The organism is Luteibacter sp. (assembly GCF_009912395.1).
Taxonomy (GTDB): Bacteria; Pseudomonadota; Gammaproteobacteria; order Xanthomonadales; family Rhodanobacteraceae; genus Luteibacter.
Genome location: NZ_WNDO01000002.1, coordinates 234041 through 246111 on the forward strand (window position 1 = coordinate 234041; position 12071 = coordinate 246111).

Below are 12071 nucleotides of genomic sequence, written 5' to 3' on the forward strand. Positions count from 1 at the left end.
GCTCAACGCGCCGTCGGTCGCGAGACGCCGGGGACGGTGGATAGGCCGCCCACGACATCGCTACCGCGCCCTGTGAGCGCGGCGATACGCAGGCCCGGGGCTTCGGGCACGTCGTCCAGCACGACCAGCCCTTGCTCCTTGAGCCAGCACAGGTCGGTGGCGACGTCGTCGCGGGTCGCGTGCACGGCCAGGTGATGCAGGCCGGCATGCAACACCGAGCTGTTCATGCGATAGCCCGGCTGCTCGGCCAGAAGGCGGAGCATGACCAGGCGGCGGTCCTCGCGGATCTTGTCGGCGAAGGTTTTCATCAGCGGTCCTTATCGAGCAAATGCTCTTGAATGGTGCGTAGCAGTTGGGTCACGGTGGCCGTCTGGCCGGTCAGCTCGGCGGTGTTCTCCGCCAGCTCGCTGATGCTTTCGTGCACGCGGCGCAGGTCGCCATGCGTGGGCAGGTTGTCTACCCGCGCTTCAAGGCGCGTCAGACGCCGCTCGACATCGTGGGTATCCACATGCACTTCCGGCCGACGGTTCACCCGCAGACCCACCACGACGACGGCGAACAGGATCACCACCAGCAGCGTCAAGGCGGCGATCGCCAGTGGCTCGTTCACAGCCACCTCCGCTGCGCGCGTTCGGCGTCGTGCGCGCAACTGGCGCAGCGCGAGGTCCGCCCACCCAGCACACGCAGGCGGGCAGCCTCGATGACCGCACCGCAATCGATGCATAGACCCGTGGCTGAGGGCGCGTCCTTCGCGGCTTCCTGAGCGATACGCCACTGAGCATGCTGGAGCGCTAGGTCGCGATCGCGGGCTTCGGCCTCCTGGCCACGGTCGACATCATCACTCACCGGGCGTTGCTCCGTGGGGGTTTGGCGGGTACGCCCGCTTCCAAGCCGCAGTCGACAAGAACGCGGCGAACTTCATCGGCGAGGGCGTTGAGCACACGCGCGTGCGTCTCGGCCTGGATCGCGGCACGCCCGGCTACTTGCCGGGAGAGGTCGCGCTGCTCGAGGCCGCGCGTGCGCCATTGCTTGATAAGCCCATCGAGCCGGCGAAAGACGACCACCACGGTGTCGTCGTTGGCGTGGACGCTGACGCGGCTCCACGCGTCACCCGAGCGACGGTGCTTCGATCCAGATTGCATTGCCTTAGCACCCCTTTCCATTGATCGATTTGCAGCAGGCCGTCCAGCGCACAGACGGCCGGCTCACCGTCGCGCTGACATCGCGCGTCCGGCGGCTCGGGTTCGGGCAGCGGATCGGTGAGACGCCGATCGACGGCGACATACACGGGTTTAGGCACTTCAACGATCGCCTCCGGTCGCGGGGTCACCGGTCGGGCGACCCCACAAGCTGTCAGAGACGACAGGACACACAGGCAAGCGAGCCAGTTCGGCACACTCCGGTGATGCATGGGCGCGATTCCTCAGCAGGGTTTGTGCTGCGCGTTCGGCGGCTTGCGCACGAGCCGTCGCGGCGTCGCGATGGGCCAACGCTTCGGTAGCGGCACGCTGGGCCGCGTCCAACTCGTCGGCCTGGCGATCCAGGCGACGACGCAGCTCCGTGAGCGTGGCACGCGCCGCGTCGCGGTCGCTGGTGGCGTCGGCTTCGGCTTTGACCGACGCTTCGATACGCGCTTGCGCGTGATGCGTGGCGCGCAGCTCGCCGACAAAGAACCCCATCAACACCAAGGCGATCGCAGCCCCGATGGCGATGGCGATATTGCGTCCTCCGGTCATCATGGGCAGGCCTTCCGGCCAGACCAGCCGGCGGCCAGATAGGCTGGTTCCAGCACGCCCAGGATACGCCGCACGTAACCACGATTCTCCGTCCATGCCGCCATCGATCGCGTGCGCATCGTCGCCACCTGGCCGGGCCATACATCCGGCCGAAGACCCTTCGCGCGCGCGACGGCCTGCTCTTTACGCAGTTGCTTCTCGCCGCCGTTGTACGCCGACAAGGCGAATGACCAGGTGTCGCATTCGCCGTGCCCGGGATTGCGATTCACCAGCCACGCGTCATACACGGCGGCGGCCAACGCCGCTTGCTGCGCGTCCCACGGATCGAACGTGCCGAGCTTGTCGGGAAACTGCGTGGCGATCCATCGCGAGGTAGACGGCATGAACTGCGCGAGGCCCTCGGCACCGACGGACGAGTGCGCCTTGGCGTTCCAGCTGGATTCTTGATGGATCTGCGCGGCCAGGCGGGCGGTGGAGCCTTCCACACCCCATTCTTCGGCCACCGCCTGTTCGACCCACCGTCGATACATCGCGCTGGCATCGGGGATGGCGGGCGCCTGCGTGGCGTGGACCGGCGCCACGCTGAGCACGACCAACCCGATCGCACACAGCAAGGCGCCCGGCCACAGCGCACGACGGTAGCCGAGCTGGTCTAGATGGCTGACCCGCTGCATCCATAGGACGCCGCCGAGCGCTAGCACGAGGCCGTAGATCACGGCATCAAACCGGCGGCGATGATCGCGGCCGCCATCAGCGTCGCGCGGCGGGTCTGCGCCATGGAACGCTCGATGCCATCCAGGCCGGCCGGCGCGTCCTTGGGCGACGCGGCGCGATCGAAGCCAAAGCCCAGCACGGCCGCCAACGACAGCTTACTGACGATCCACAGGTAGGATCCGAACTTGGCCGGGTTGAGGAAGCACGCAATGATCACGAGTAGCAGCAGCGACAGCAGCGCCCACAAGGCCATCAGGCCCGCTTCGTTGATGCGCTCGGCCACGCGCCGATAAAGGTCGAGCAAACGAGTGTTCAGTTGCATGGAATGCCCCTTGGCATGAAAAGGACCCGCCGATGCAACGACGGGTGGCTGAGCCGGTGAGCTCGTGTGAGAGCAGCATGCCCAAGGGGGGGAAAGCGTCAGGAGCGAAATGCGTCGCCCTAACGAAAACGCCCCGCATGAGGCGGGGCGTTGAGGGCGATACGATGACGCGGATGGCGCGGCGGATCAACTACTGCCAGCAGGGCCGAACAAATCCGGCTGCAAACGGCGGACGTAAATAGCCCGCTGCTCAGCGGCGATGGTCTCGATGCGGCGCGTGGTGAGCTGGTAGCGCCGGGCCAGCTCTTCGCGATTGCGCCCGTTGTATTCCAGGAAGATCCGTCGATCCCGCACTGCAGCGCGCAGGCGCTCACCGGTCGGCAGATAGATCTGCTTGCCACCCAAGTGCTGGCTAATGGCCAGGACCACCGACTGTGCCGCGTCCAACGCGGTGGCGTCGGACTGGCCACGACGCACGAAGGTGGCGCGCAGCACGTCGACCAGCTCGGCCAGCGTGGTCGGCCAGCGATCCTCCGGCAGCGTCATCGTGACTTTGCTCGGATCGATCGGCGCGTCTTGGAACATGTCGATGGATTCGCTGGTCATGGATTCCTCCACTGCGCGGTGTCTATGCCGTCTCAGTGCGTTCTTGTCTGTGTAGGATCGGCAACGCGGGCGTTGCGCACCTGGTCAGCTAGCGATGCCCATATCAACATGGCGTCATCGAGGCCAAGCTCACCCAGCGCGCCGCCGAGCACCAATCCGAGAACCATGGCAACGAACACGGCCGTGCAGTCGGCCTCGCCGTGGTAACGCTCGCCCATGATCCGGACGGCCTCGAGGCCCAAGCGGGTACCTTCCGCTTTGGCTTCGTCGAAACGTGCCTGCTGAATCCCCAGCGAACTCGTCATGCCTTCCTCCCGCGCCGCTGCTGGTCGTAAGACAGTGCGGCGACCAGACGATGTATTTGGTCAGGGTTAAGCCATTCCACCCGTTCCACCTTGAACATCTTGCGCGCGATGCCGTGCGCGTACTCCCACGTTCGGCTCGCCTCAGCTAGCATGGCGCTGATCTTGCCGATCATCGGCGCGATGTCTGCTCGCGGGCTGTCTGGCGTATCAGGCATCTCGGCGTGGGCGCGGCGCCGCGCCGTATCACCGCTGAGGCGGCGAAGCTCATCCAGCACCTTCTGGCGTCCTTTACCGTCCAGATCGGCCGAACTGGTGACGCCCGACACGCGCGACAGGAGCGCGACGTAGGTCTCACGGTCCAGGCCGAGTTGCTTGTTTGCCAGCACGTGGATGGCGGCGAGCTGGGCGGTCCGACGCTGCGCTGCGCCGGTTACTTGTATCGTCTTACGCATGATCCGTCTCTGCAGCGGCCGAAGGGCCGACATTCGTATCGCCGGGATTGCCGGCATCGTTCTTCGCGCGGTGGAGATGGGTGACCACGAGCGACGCGCTGTTACCATCCTCGGCCATCTCCTGGTGGGCCATAGTGAACGACCGCGCATCGTCATCCATGCGCTCGATCCGGCTGTTGTGCTTGGTGAAGTGCCTTCGCAAGGCCGTGATAGAGGGCCACGCGCAGTCGTAGGTCGTGAACGTGTGCTCCTTCACGAAACGGGCGCAGACGCGCTTTCCGTGGGCACGCAGCTGCTTGTCTGTGATCCTCGGTTTCTTAACCTCGGGCCGCATGAATCGACGGCGGATGTCGCAGTCGTTGAGCAGATAGTCGCGCTTCACCTCACCATTGACGTAAACCCAAATCTCCATACGCATCTTCCGCCGCCCGACGACGAGCTGGACGGTGTAGGTGTCGCACTCCAGCGTGACCATAGCGCCCGGAAAGGACAGGCGCTGCTCGATATCCTTCCACTGTTCGCGATTCATGCCGCACCCCCGTTCTGTGTGGCGGCGAGCTTCGGTGCAGCAAGAATGCTATCGATCACGGCGTCGAGCTCAGGGCCATACACGGGAGCACGGTCGAAGCTGTCGACGTTTACGCCGTTGATGACCCACGGTGTGGGGTTTTCACCATCCTCATGGAAAACAGCTGCGTCACGGAGCCAGCGATAGCGTGCCGCGTCCTTGGCGTCGTCATCCCTCGGCTGGGCGGCTACCGGCGCGGCGGGGGTGGCAGAAATCATCCGATCCCAGAGAGCTTGCTCGCGGCGGCCGGTCTGATCCTGCGTTCCGGCGGCCACTGCCGCATCCATCATCAGCCTGTCCGGCTTGACCGGTACGAGCTTCCATCCATCAGGCACGGACACCAACGTCCCCTTGGCCTCTCGCACGGTGAGCTGTCGAATATCCGCGATGATCGAAGCGAGCTCTTCCGGCCTGGGTTCGTCACGGGTGATGCGGCCATGCTTGGCGAAGCAGTAAGCGACACGTTCCAGCGTCATGGTGTTCATGCGGGTTCTCCCAGGCTTTCCGTCCGTGCCGTGATCGCCGCCGCCTGGCGCAACGCACCGGCGAGTTGCGGCGGGACTACGGCAGCCGCAGGTTCCTCCGCAAAGGCGTACACGACACCGGGCACGGTATCGGTCTCACTACCGCTGATGAGGAACTGGCTGAGATTGGTCGCGCGACGCCAGCCGTAGAAGACGGAGGGTTCCGTCTCACCGGGTACGATGGCGCTGAGCAGCACATCGACGAGAGGCTCGGGCTGCGCCGCGGTGACGGGCTTCCATTCCAGTGCCCCGCGCTTGTTCGGCTCGTAATGGACGTCGTCGGCCGGATGGTAAAGCCGGGTGACCGTGTCACCGTCGATACGAACGCGCAGGAGCGCGCCGGTCGCACCTGCAATGACAGCGCGCTTTCCGTGGACGACGACGCGGCGGCCACGATGGGCTGGCACTCCGTATTGCTGACGAATGTAGGCCAGGCTCACGGCGTTTTCTCCTGTGCAAAGGTGGTGGCGAGCGGCTCCGGCAGCCACTCCCGGTGGCCGTCATCGAGGAAGCACCATTTCACGGCGGGGCCAGCGGCAGACTGGAGTCCTTTCACCGCCTCGCGAATGGCGGGGGCGCGGTGCGACGCAAATGTGAGCACGTTGCGCCAGGCGCCCGCCGTGTTCACCTGCAGCGTGATCATGCGGTTCATGCCGCCTTTCCCCACACGGTGATGCCCGGCCAGTCGCGCTTGCTCAGCCAGTGCAGGTGAGTGATCAGCGCGTCCAGCTTGGCTTCCTGGTCTTCGGCTTCCGGCACGCCCGGCACCAGGAGCGTTGTGTTGTCGTAGGCCAGGCGGGCAGTCGCGGCAATATGTTCACGCAGCGGCAGCTCGGGACCGCTGGCAATCGCGATTGCTCCATGGGGCACCTTCGTCCCGAAGTAAATCACTCCATTGGCATAGCAATAGGCGATCATGGTCATACCCCCGCGAAGTCGAGGCTGAGGTGCTGGTAATCACCGTGTTCGTCGCGCCGCTGGAAGCGCACGTAGCTCTTGCTGCCGATCACCTGGACCGCATCGGCAATGGCCTGCATGGCGCGCTGCCAGCGCTCGTCAGTAATGTCCAGCCGGCGCAGGGTCAGGATCGAGCCAGTGCGGAGCTTGCCCGTTGCATCGACCCGGAACGCGTCCTGGATCAGCGTAGCGATCTGCGGACGGGCACCCACCGTCCACTCCGCCAGGCACTCGTCAATAAGCGCCTTGGCCGCCTGCAGCCGCTCGTCAAACTGGATCGACTCGGCGATAGCGCGAAGCACGCGGATCTCGCCGTCGAAGCTCAGCAGGGTGACGTTGCCCTTGCGGCCGCCCAGCGACACACCGTACTGCTCGGCGGACATCTGAACGAAGGTATCGATCGTCTCCATCGCTTTGCGCTTGAAAGCGGCGAGCTGCGCCTGCGCCTGCTCGGCTTCGGCGAACAGCTCGCGCACGAGTTCGTCGCGCAGGCGGTCGATCGCCTTGATCTTGCTCACGGGCACCAGGCGCCCCTGGGCATCGCGACGGTGGCCGGCGGGAAGGGTCGTGTCATGCATGGTGGGAATCCTCGTGCGCGGCCTGTGCGGCGGCGTGGTAAATGGCATGGGTGGTGTCGCGCATGGCTTCGCCGACGCAGGGCGGCAGCTCGTCGTCATCAACGGTCGTAGGCACCTTCACGGCCTGCCAATACGGTGCCCGGCCTTCGCCGTGCGTCACCCGTCCAGCCGCCTGCAGGCAGCTCAGGAGGTTGCGTACCTGGTCCTTGGTGAAGTCCCCGCTGGCGGCCACGATCATCGCGACGGTCATGGCGCGATCGCCCAGCACGGCAAGGATGCGGTCCTGCTTGGGCGACGCCCTGACGATCCGCTTGCGCGGCGCAGGCCGGCTCACGCGGCAGGCCTGCGGAATGACGTCATCGAGCAGAGTGTAGCGCAGCTCGCCCGGGCCGACATGGTGACGTGCGGCACGACGGCGGCGGATCAGATCGCGCACGACGTTGGTCGCTTCGGCCTGGGAACAGCCGACGCCGTCGGCGATCGCGGCGAGAGATTGCGCCTCGCCGACGCGATGCAGGTAGACCAGGATCTGGCGTTCGATGGACGCTTCCACGGTCAGGCCCTCACTGATGCCGGGCGCAGGTCATAGCGCTCCACCCACTGCACCTGGCAACCCAGGCAACGGGTAACCATTACGCGCTCCTGGTAGGGGCCATTGACGCGCTGCACGCTGCGCACGCCGGTGAGGCGACCCTTCGGCGGCTCCACGTCGATGCAGACGTTGTGGTGGCGTACGGTGACCTGGGTGACGGTGCAGCCCAGGGCGTGCAGGTGGTAGATGCAGGCCTGGGCCTTCTTTACTCCCAGCAGCGTTTCCTCGCTGTGCTTGGCGAGGCGCATGGTGATGGCATGGCGAACACGTTCGAGCGTTTTCATGGCGTTCTCTCCTGGACGGCGCGATGGGCGCCGGATCATGGTCAGTCGTCGGGATACGGGCCGGCCTTACCGTTCTTCGCGTCTTCGGCCATCAGACGCAGGCGTTCGGCGTTGGCGAGGTCGACCACGCTGCGGATGGGCAGCGTGATCAGCTCGTTCGCGGACGGGAAATAGACCGCCAGCAAGGGATGATCGACGGGCAGGCGAATGACCTCGGCAAACGCCCCTTCGTTTGGACCGGCAATTGATCGGTTAGTCGTGGATGTGCCGCCTAACAGGCAACCAAGCGTCGTTCCACCGCGTGCGATCAGATGGGCCGCTTCGCCCGAGAAATACTGCATGGCTTTCATCGTGCACCCTCCATCAGCTCGTTGATCGCGGCACGGACGTCCTCGCAGCAAATGGGCCGGCCACCATCAGCGGCGGCATGCATGCTGGCGAGGCGCAGCGTTTTGGTGAGGCGGCGCAGATGGCCGCCTTCGCGGGCCACAGCAACCAGGGCGGCACGACATTTGATGTCATCGACGCCCCAGGCCTTGATGATCTCGGTCACGTCCTGCTCGCTGCTGGCTGCGAGGCGCAGCTTCTTGCCAACGCGGCTGTAGAGGCGGTCGAGCTGCTGGGCATTGCGACCGCCGGCCATGCGGGCGAAGACGCCGTCGTTTCCCACCAGGGCGACGCCAATCTCGGTGGCGTCGTGGATGCTGCGAATCTCGTCCAGCGCCGCCACGGAGAGGTGCTGGGCTTCGTCGATGATCAGCAGGCCACGCGTGTCGCGGACGCGCTTGGCGATCGCCCGAGACATACGGCGCGCACCGCCGCCGGGCGTGAGACTGAGGGCGTCGCAAATCTCTTCCAGGGCAGTCACAACACCGGCCGTGCTCGGCGCCATGGTGGCGATCCAGACGTTGGGCATCTGCTCGCGGAACTGCACGCACGCGCTGCTCTTGCCAAGGCCGGCGCCGCCGTAGATCACCGCGATGTCGCTGGCAATCTTGGCGTAACTGAGTGCGCCCAATACCCGCATGGCGGTCTGCGTGGGCACGAAGCTCGGCGCTTCGGGCATCTGGCTGCTCGACTCGCGGCGGTGCGTATCGGCCTCGATCCAGATGCGCAGCTTGACCTCGACGCCCTCGTTGTCGCCGGCGTACTTGCCGTTGAGCCACTGGTTCAGGGTGGTCGGGCTGATGCCGACCTCTTTGGCGAGGGTGGCCTGGCTCAGGCGGCGGTCGCCAGCGAGCAGGTTGCGGAACTGCTCGCGCAGTGCAGCATCACCCTGATAGATTTGGGTCACGGTAGCGGTGTCATTCATGCTCTTTCCTTCGGGAGTGGTGGATGGGTTGTTGCCTAGTCGCGACGGTGTTGGCCCACCGTCGCGGCGCCTTTAGAAGCTGTTTTCTTTCTGTCGTTTGGCCTGTTCGAACATCAGAAGATCGAGTTTCGTGGGACCGTTCGTTCCCGTAGCCGCAGGCTGTTCCTGGGACGCCGCCGGCTTCTTGCCATGCAGGCCGAAGACGGGCGCGATGACCGCCGCGTCCGGCGACCTGGGCGGTTCCATCGAAGGGATCTGCGCCGCGACTTCAGCCGCATCCATGAGGCGCTCGGCCGCGAGCATGTCCTTGGCGGCGCGCTTGTACTGTTTCCTGCCTCGGGCGTGCTCACGTGCCGCGTTTACGTCGGCGAAGCCAACATTCGCCACGCACTGCGCCTCGGCAATGTAGGAGCCGTCCAGGGCATAGACGTGGGCGCTCCCCTGTAGGTGGTACGGATCGACGCGCAGGACCACCTTGCGACCCGCGTATTCGCTGAGCGCCTCGGTCCAGTAGCGGTTGCCGGCGAGACGCACACTTCCATCGATAGAGCTGGCAGTGACTGCCTCGGTGGCAAGCAGGAGCAGGCGTAGCTGCTCTTCGCTGACCTTGCGAACCGTGATCTGCTGGAAGCTGTCGGTGAACACCTGGTCGAAGCTGCGGCCAGCGCAGACCTTCGTACGGCGCCCGAGGCGAGCGTTATGCGCATGGATCTCTGACGTCACCACGCTCTCAAAATCGGCCCACGCGATCACGCGGCTGCCATAGTTGGCAGGCTTGTTCGTCGGGTTGTTGCCCACGTAGGCGCCGGAGAACGCTGGGTGCTTTGCAATGGCCTCGCAGAGGTCGCGCCACATGCGCTCGATCGGCTTGGCCTGACCGTGGTAGGGCGTGACCCAGTGCACATTGGTCGCACCGACCAGCGACGTGATGAGGCCCGTCGGATCATCTTCACGCACCTTGAAGCGGTAGCGATTTGGCGTGCCGCCTGTCATCCACTTGCTGGCAAACGCACGGCCGTTGTCGAGCCACACAGCGCCCGGGACGCCGTAGCCACGGCACATGTCGCCAAAGCTAAGCCTGACCATATCGCTGTTTTCGTGGTCGCCCAGGCGCCACGCGAGCAGCTTGCCCGAGTAAAGATCTTGCCATCCAAGGATGCATGGACGGCCTTCGGTACCATCCGGAAAACGGACGCGGAGATCCCAGCGATGTCCGTCCGCGTTGACCGCGTCCAGCGCCCTGAACATCGTGCGGTCGCGCTCCTGGGCGGGGAACGAGCGCATGAGCGCCTCATCGCCCTGGCGGGCGAGAGTGATGACAGCGCGCGGCAGTTCGCGCTTGATCCGGCGCTGCAGGGTCTTCAGGCTCGGCAAGGCCCACGCCTTGCCTAGGCTGATGCGCTTGAGACGCTCGTAGCAGCTGCTTGCCGTCGGCGCCTCGAGCCGGAGGTAGTCCGCCTTGAACAGCTGCCATGCTTCCGGATCGATCTGGGCGGTGTCGATGCGCCCGGAGTAGTGGGGCAACAGTAGCGCCAGATGATCGGCCGGGGCAGCATGGGCGATAGCCTTCTGCCAACGCGCGATGTTGGGCGCGCTGCAGCCCTTGCCGCCGGCCTCGGCCAGGCGCCGTGCCACGTGCTCGCGCGCAACCATTAGCGGCGTCCCGTTGCGGCACAGGGCGTCGACCGTTTCGATGGCTTGGAGGCGCATGGCCGCCACGTCCCTGAGCTTCTTCTTCGCACGCTCAAAGCGATGCCAGGCAGACGCGATGGCGTCGCTGGACGGCGCTGCCGGCGTGATGCGATCGATCGCGGGGCGACTGCGCAGCAGGATGGCTGCCTGCGCGGCCGCGGGAAGGCTGCTGAATGCGTATTCCCAGCCTTTGCCATGCTCGCGATCACGGCGAGACCAGGCGTCGCGCTCGGCACGCATGTGTATTCCTCGTTCCGTACCCGGAAGGCCCGGCAGGCCGGCCAGGTCGGCTACGCAAAACCACTTTTCGTAGACCGAACCGTCAGCCATCAACCCATCCTCTTCCGAATGGCGGCGAGCTCGCGCAGCCGCGCGTCAGCGGTAGCCCGCTCACGGATGGCCCTTCCGATTTCGGCATCCAGAGTGTCGGCGCCCACGAGCAGACGTCCGCCGCGCATATGGGCGTGCCAGTTACCCAGGGTCGTGCTTTGGCAGATCGTTTCGAGAACGGGTGCGAGCCAGAGCGGCAGATTGAAAGCATCGCGGGCCGGCGCGGTGTAACCGTCGAGCATGCTTTTGGAGACGTCCTTGCCGGTCAGGCGGCTTGCTTCGGCCGCGATGGCGTGGCGGTCGAGGCCGAGGCGTGCCGCGTCCTCAAACATGGTCGACGCGAGTTCACTTACCAGGGGGCGATAATCCATGGTTCCCGGCACGGGTTTGGGCGGCTGGGGAATTTCGAAGAGGTCGCCGGTGTACAGGCAGGGTTTCTCGATGCGGCGCCTCATACGGAGGCCTCCGAGGGGTGTGCGGTCCCACACGCGAGGTTCGTCATCACGCGCTTAGGCGTGACCGCCGCGACGCGGCAAAGCGGCTCCCGCACTGCCGAGCTTTTCGCGCGAGAGGACGCGAGGCACTGTCCGGCTGATCCTCGCCCTGTGGCCCGGGCCAGGCTGTCGTAGAGGGACGGCATGTCTATTAACCCCTGCCGTTCCGCAGATTGTCTTGGGCCACCGAGGTGGTAGCCTTGACCACGCGCAGATCTGGCCGCATGGGCTTAGGCCCGCGCGTCCGGTTAGGCGTGCCATCGGAGTTGTAGCGGCTCGGCCAGATGACCTGGGGTTGCACGCCCAGGGCGGCCGCGATGATTGCTTCGCCTTTCGGCGATGGTGAGCCGAGCGCCTTGGACAGCGAGCTTCGCTGATTGTACCCGTTCTCAAGCGCCAACTGCTGCAGCGACCAGCCCTTCTTTCGGAGGGCGGCGATGACATCAGCGCGATGCCAGTCCCCCGTGGCTGGCTTTTTTTGAGCGGTTGGGAGTGACATGTTTGACCCTATCGGTTGGCGGTATCTACGACGCAAATAGTACGCACTTCTGCGGCATCGTCAAGCAGAAGTTCTATTTCCGATTGGGTTGATCGCCGCACATTTG

General features: G+C 65.4%; 23 protein-coding genes. All 23 read right to left on the bottom strand.

From position 1 onward, the window contains the following. Window positions 1–2: 2 nt before the first annotated feature. Window positions 3–308: an ArsR family transcriptional regulator gene (locus tag GAK28_RS03535; protein WP_291775169.1), complete on the bottom strand. Its 306-nt coding sequence runs from the start codon at window positions 306–308 to the stop codon at window positions 3–5. Then, a complete protein-coding gene (locus GAK28_RS03540; RefSeq protein WP_291775171.1) occupies window positions 308–610 on the bottom strand; it encodes a DUF2730 family protein in 303 nt (100 codons plus the stop codon). Before GAK28_RS03540 ends, GAK28_RS03535 begins: the two co-directional genes overlap by 1 nt. After that, window positions 607–846 carry a TraR/DksA C4-type zinc finger protein gene (locus GAK28_RS03545; protein ID WP_291775173.1) on the bottom strand — a complete coding sequence of 80 codons (240 nt, stop codon included), beginning with the start codon at window positions 844–846 and terminating at the stop codon, window positions 607–609. The genes GAK28_RS03540 and GAK28_RS03545 overlap by 4 nt, the downstream gene beginning before the upstream one ends. Next, entirely contained in the window at window positions 843–1142 is a 300-nt protein-coding gene (locus tag GAK28_RS03550) for a hypothetical protein (protein WP_291775175.1), read from the bottom strand. Before GAK28_RS03550 ends, GAK28_RS03545 begins: the two co-directional genes overlap by 4 nt. A 159-nt stretch (window positions 1143–1301) precedes the next feature. Further along, on the bottom strand, window positions 1302–1739 hold the full coding sequence (locus tag GAK28_RS03555) for a hypothetical protein (protein ID WP_291775176.1): 438 nt from the start codon (window positions 1737–1739) through the stop codon (window positions 1302–1304). Beyond that, window positions 1736–2452, bottom strand: a complete 717-nt coding sequence (locus tag GAK28_RS03560; RefSeq protein WP_291775178.1) for a transglycosylase SLT domain-containing protein — start codon at window positions 2450–2452, stop codon at window positions 1736–1738. Before GAK28_RS03560 ends, GAK28_RS03555 begins: the two co-directional genes overlap by 4 nt. Then, the gene (locus GAK28_RS03565; protein WP_291775179.1) at window positions 2449–2772 is read right to left on the bottom strand and encodes a hypothetical protein; all 324 of its coding nucleotides are present in this window, start codon (window positions 2770–2772) and stop codon (window positions 2449–2451) included. Before GAK28_RS03565 ends, GAK28_RS03560 begins: the two co-directional genes overlap by 4 nt. A 186-nt stretch (window positions 2773–2958) precedes the next feature. Beyond that, complete coding sequence (locus GAK28_RS03570; RefSeq protein ID WP_291775181.1) at window positions 2959–3378, bottom strand: Mor transcription activator family protein; 420 nt, start codon at window positions 3376–3378, stop codon at window positions 2959–2961. A 32-nt stretch (window positions 3379–3410) separates the two neighbouring features. Continuing rightward, complete coding sequence (locus tag GAK28_RS03575) at window positions 3411–3683, bottom strand: hypothetical protein (RefSeq protein ID WP_291775183.1); 273 nt, start codon at window positions 3681–3683, stop codon at window positions 3411–3413. Continuing rightward, window positions 3680–4135 (bottom strand): regulatory protein GemA, encoded by a 456-nt coding sequence (locus GAK28_RS03580; protein ID WP_291775184.1) that lies wholly within the window; start codon window positions 4133–4135, stop codon window positions 3680–3682. Before GAK28_RS03580 ends, GAK28_RS03575 begins: the two co-directional genes overlap by 4 nt. Then, window positions 4128–4664 carry a hypothetical protein gene (locus GAK28_RS03585; protein ID WP_291775186.1) on the bottom strand — a complete coding sequence of 179 codons (537 nt, stop codon included), beginning with the start codon at window positions 4662–4664 and terminating at the stop codon, window positions 4128–4130. The genes GAK28_RS03580 and GAK28_RS03585 overlap by 8 nt, the downstream gene beginning before the upstream one ends. Then, window positions 4661–5188 carry a hypothetical protein gene (locus tag GAK28_RS03590; RefSeq protein ID WP_291775188.1) on the bottom strand — a complete coding sequence of 176 codons (528 nt, stop codon included), beginning with the start codon at window positions 5186–5188 and terminating at the stop codon, window positions 4661–4663. The genes GAK28_RS03585 and GAK28_RS03590 overlap by 4 nt, the downstream gene beginning before the upstream one ends. Beyond that, window positions 5185–5667, bottom strand: a complete 483-nt coding sequence (locus tag GAK28_RS03595; RefSeq protein WP_291775189.1) for a hypothetical protein — start codon at window positions 5665–5667, stop codon at window positions 5185–5187. The genes GAK28_RS03590 and GAK28_RS03595 overlap by 4 nt, the downstream gene beginning before the upstream one ends. Beyond that, entirely contained in the window at window positions 5664–5879 is a 216-nt protein-coding gene (locus tag GAK28_RS03600; RefSeq protein ID WP_291775190.1) for a hypothetical protein, read from the bottom strand. The genes GAK28_RS03595 and GAK28_RS03600 overlap by 4 nt, the downstream gene beginning before the upstream one ends. Next, complete coding sequence (locus GAK28_RS03605; protein ID WP_291775191.1) at window positions 5876–6151, bottom strand: host nuclease inhibitor protein; 276 nt, start codon at window positions 6149–6151, stop codon at window positions 5876–5878. Before GAK28_RS03605 ends, GAK28_RS03600 begins: the two co-directional genes overlap by 4 nt. Continuing rightward, window positions 6148–6762 (bottom strand): DUF3164 family protein, encoded by a 615-nt coding sequence (locus GAK28_RS03610; RefSeq protein ID WP_291775192.1) that lies wholly within the window; start codon window positions 6760–6762, stop codon window positions 6148–6150. The genes GAK28_RS03605 and GAK28_RS03610 overlap by 4 nt, the downstream gene beginning before the upstream one ends. Beyond that, the gene (locus GAK28_RS03615) at window positions 6755–7315 is read right to left on the bottom strand and encodes a hypothetical protein (RefSeq protein ID WP_291775194.1); all 561 of its coding nucleotides are present in this window, start codon (window positions 7313–7315) and stop codon (window positions 6755–6757) included. The genes GAK28_RS03610 and GAK28_RS03615 overlap by 8 nt, the downstream gene beginning before the upstream one ends. Window positions 7316–7317: 2 nt before the next feature. Further along, window positions 7318–7638, bottom strand: coding sequence for a hypothetical protein (locus GAK28_RS03620; protein WP_291775196.1), 321 nt, complete (start codon window positions 7636–7638; stop codon window positions 7318–7320). A 41-nt stretch (window positions 7639–7679) separates the two neighbouring features. Beyond that, window positions 7680–7988 carry a hypothetical protein gene (locus GAK28_RS03625; protein WP_291775198.1) on the bottom strand — a complete coding sequence of 103 codons (309 nt, stop codon included), beginning with the start codon at window positions 7986–7988 and terminating at the stop codon, window positions 7680–7682. Further along, the gene (locus tag GAK28_RS03630; RefSeq protein ID WP_291775200.1) at window positions 7985–8950 is read right to left on the bottom strand and encodes an AAA family ATPase; all 966 of its coding nucleotides are present in this window, start codon (window positions 8948–8950) and stop codon (window positions 7985–7987) included. The genes GAK28_RS03625 and GAK28_RS03630 overlap by 4 nt, the downstream gene beginning before the upstream one ends. A 72-nt stretch (window positions 8951–9022) precedes the next feature. Next, window positions 9023–10972 carry a transposase domain-containing protein gene (locus tag GAK28_RS03635; protein ID WP_291775202.1) on the bottom strand — a complete coding sequence of 650 codons (1950 nt, stop codon included), beginning with the start codon at window positions 10970–10972 and terminating at the stop codon, window positions 9023–9025. After that, window positions 10972–11427: a hypothetical protein gene (locus GAK28_RS03640; RefSeq protein WP_291775204.1), complete on the bottom strand. Its 456-nt coding sequence runs from the start codon at window positions 11425–11427 to the stop codon at window positions 10972–10974. Before GAK28_RS03640 ends, GAK28_RS03635 begins: the two co-directional genes overlap by 1 nt. A 190-nt stretch (window positions 11428–11617) precedes the next feature. Next, on the bottom strand, window positions 11618–11965 hold the full coding sequence (locus GAK28_RS03645; protein ID WP_291775205.1) for a helix-turn-helix transcriptional regulator: 348 nt from the start codon (window positions 11963–11965) through the stop codon (window positions 11618–11620). Window positions 11966–12071 lie beyond the last annotated feature (106 nt).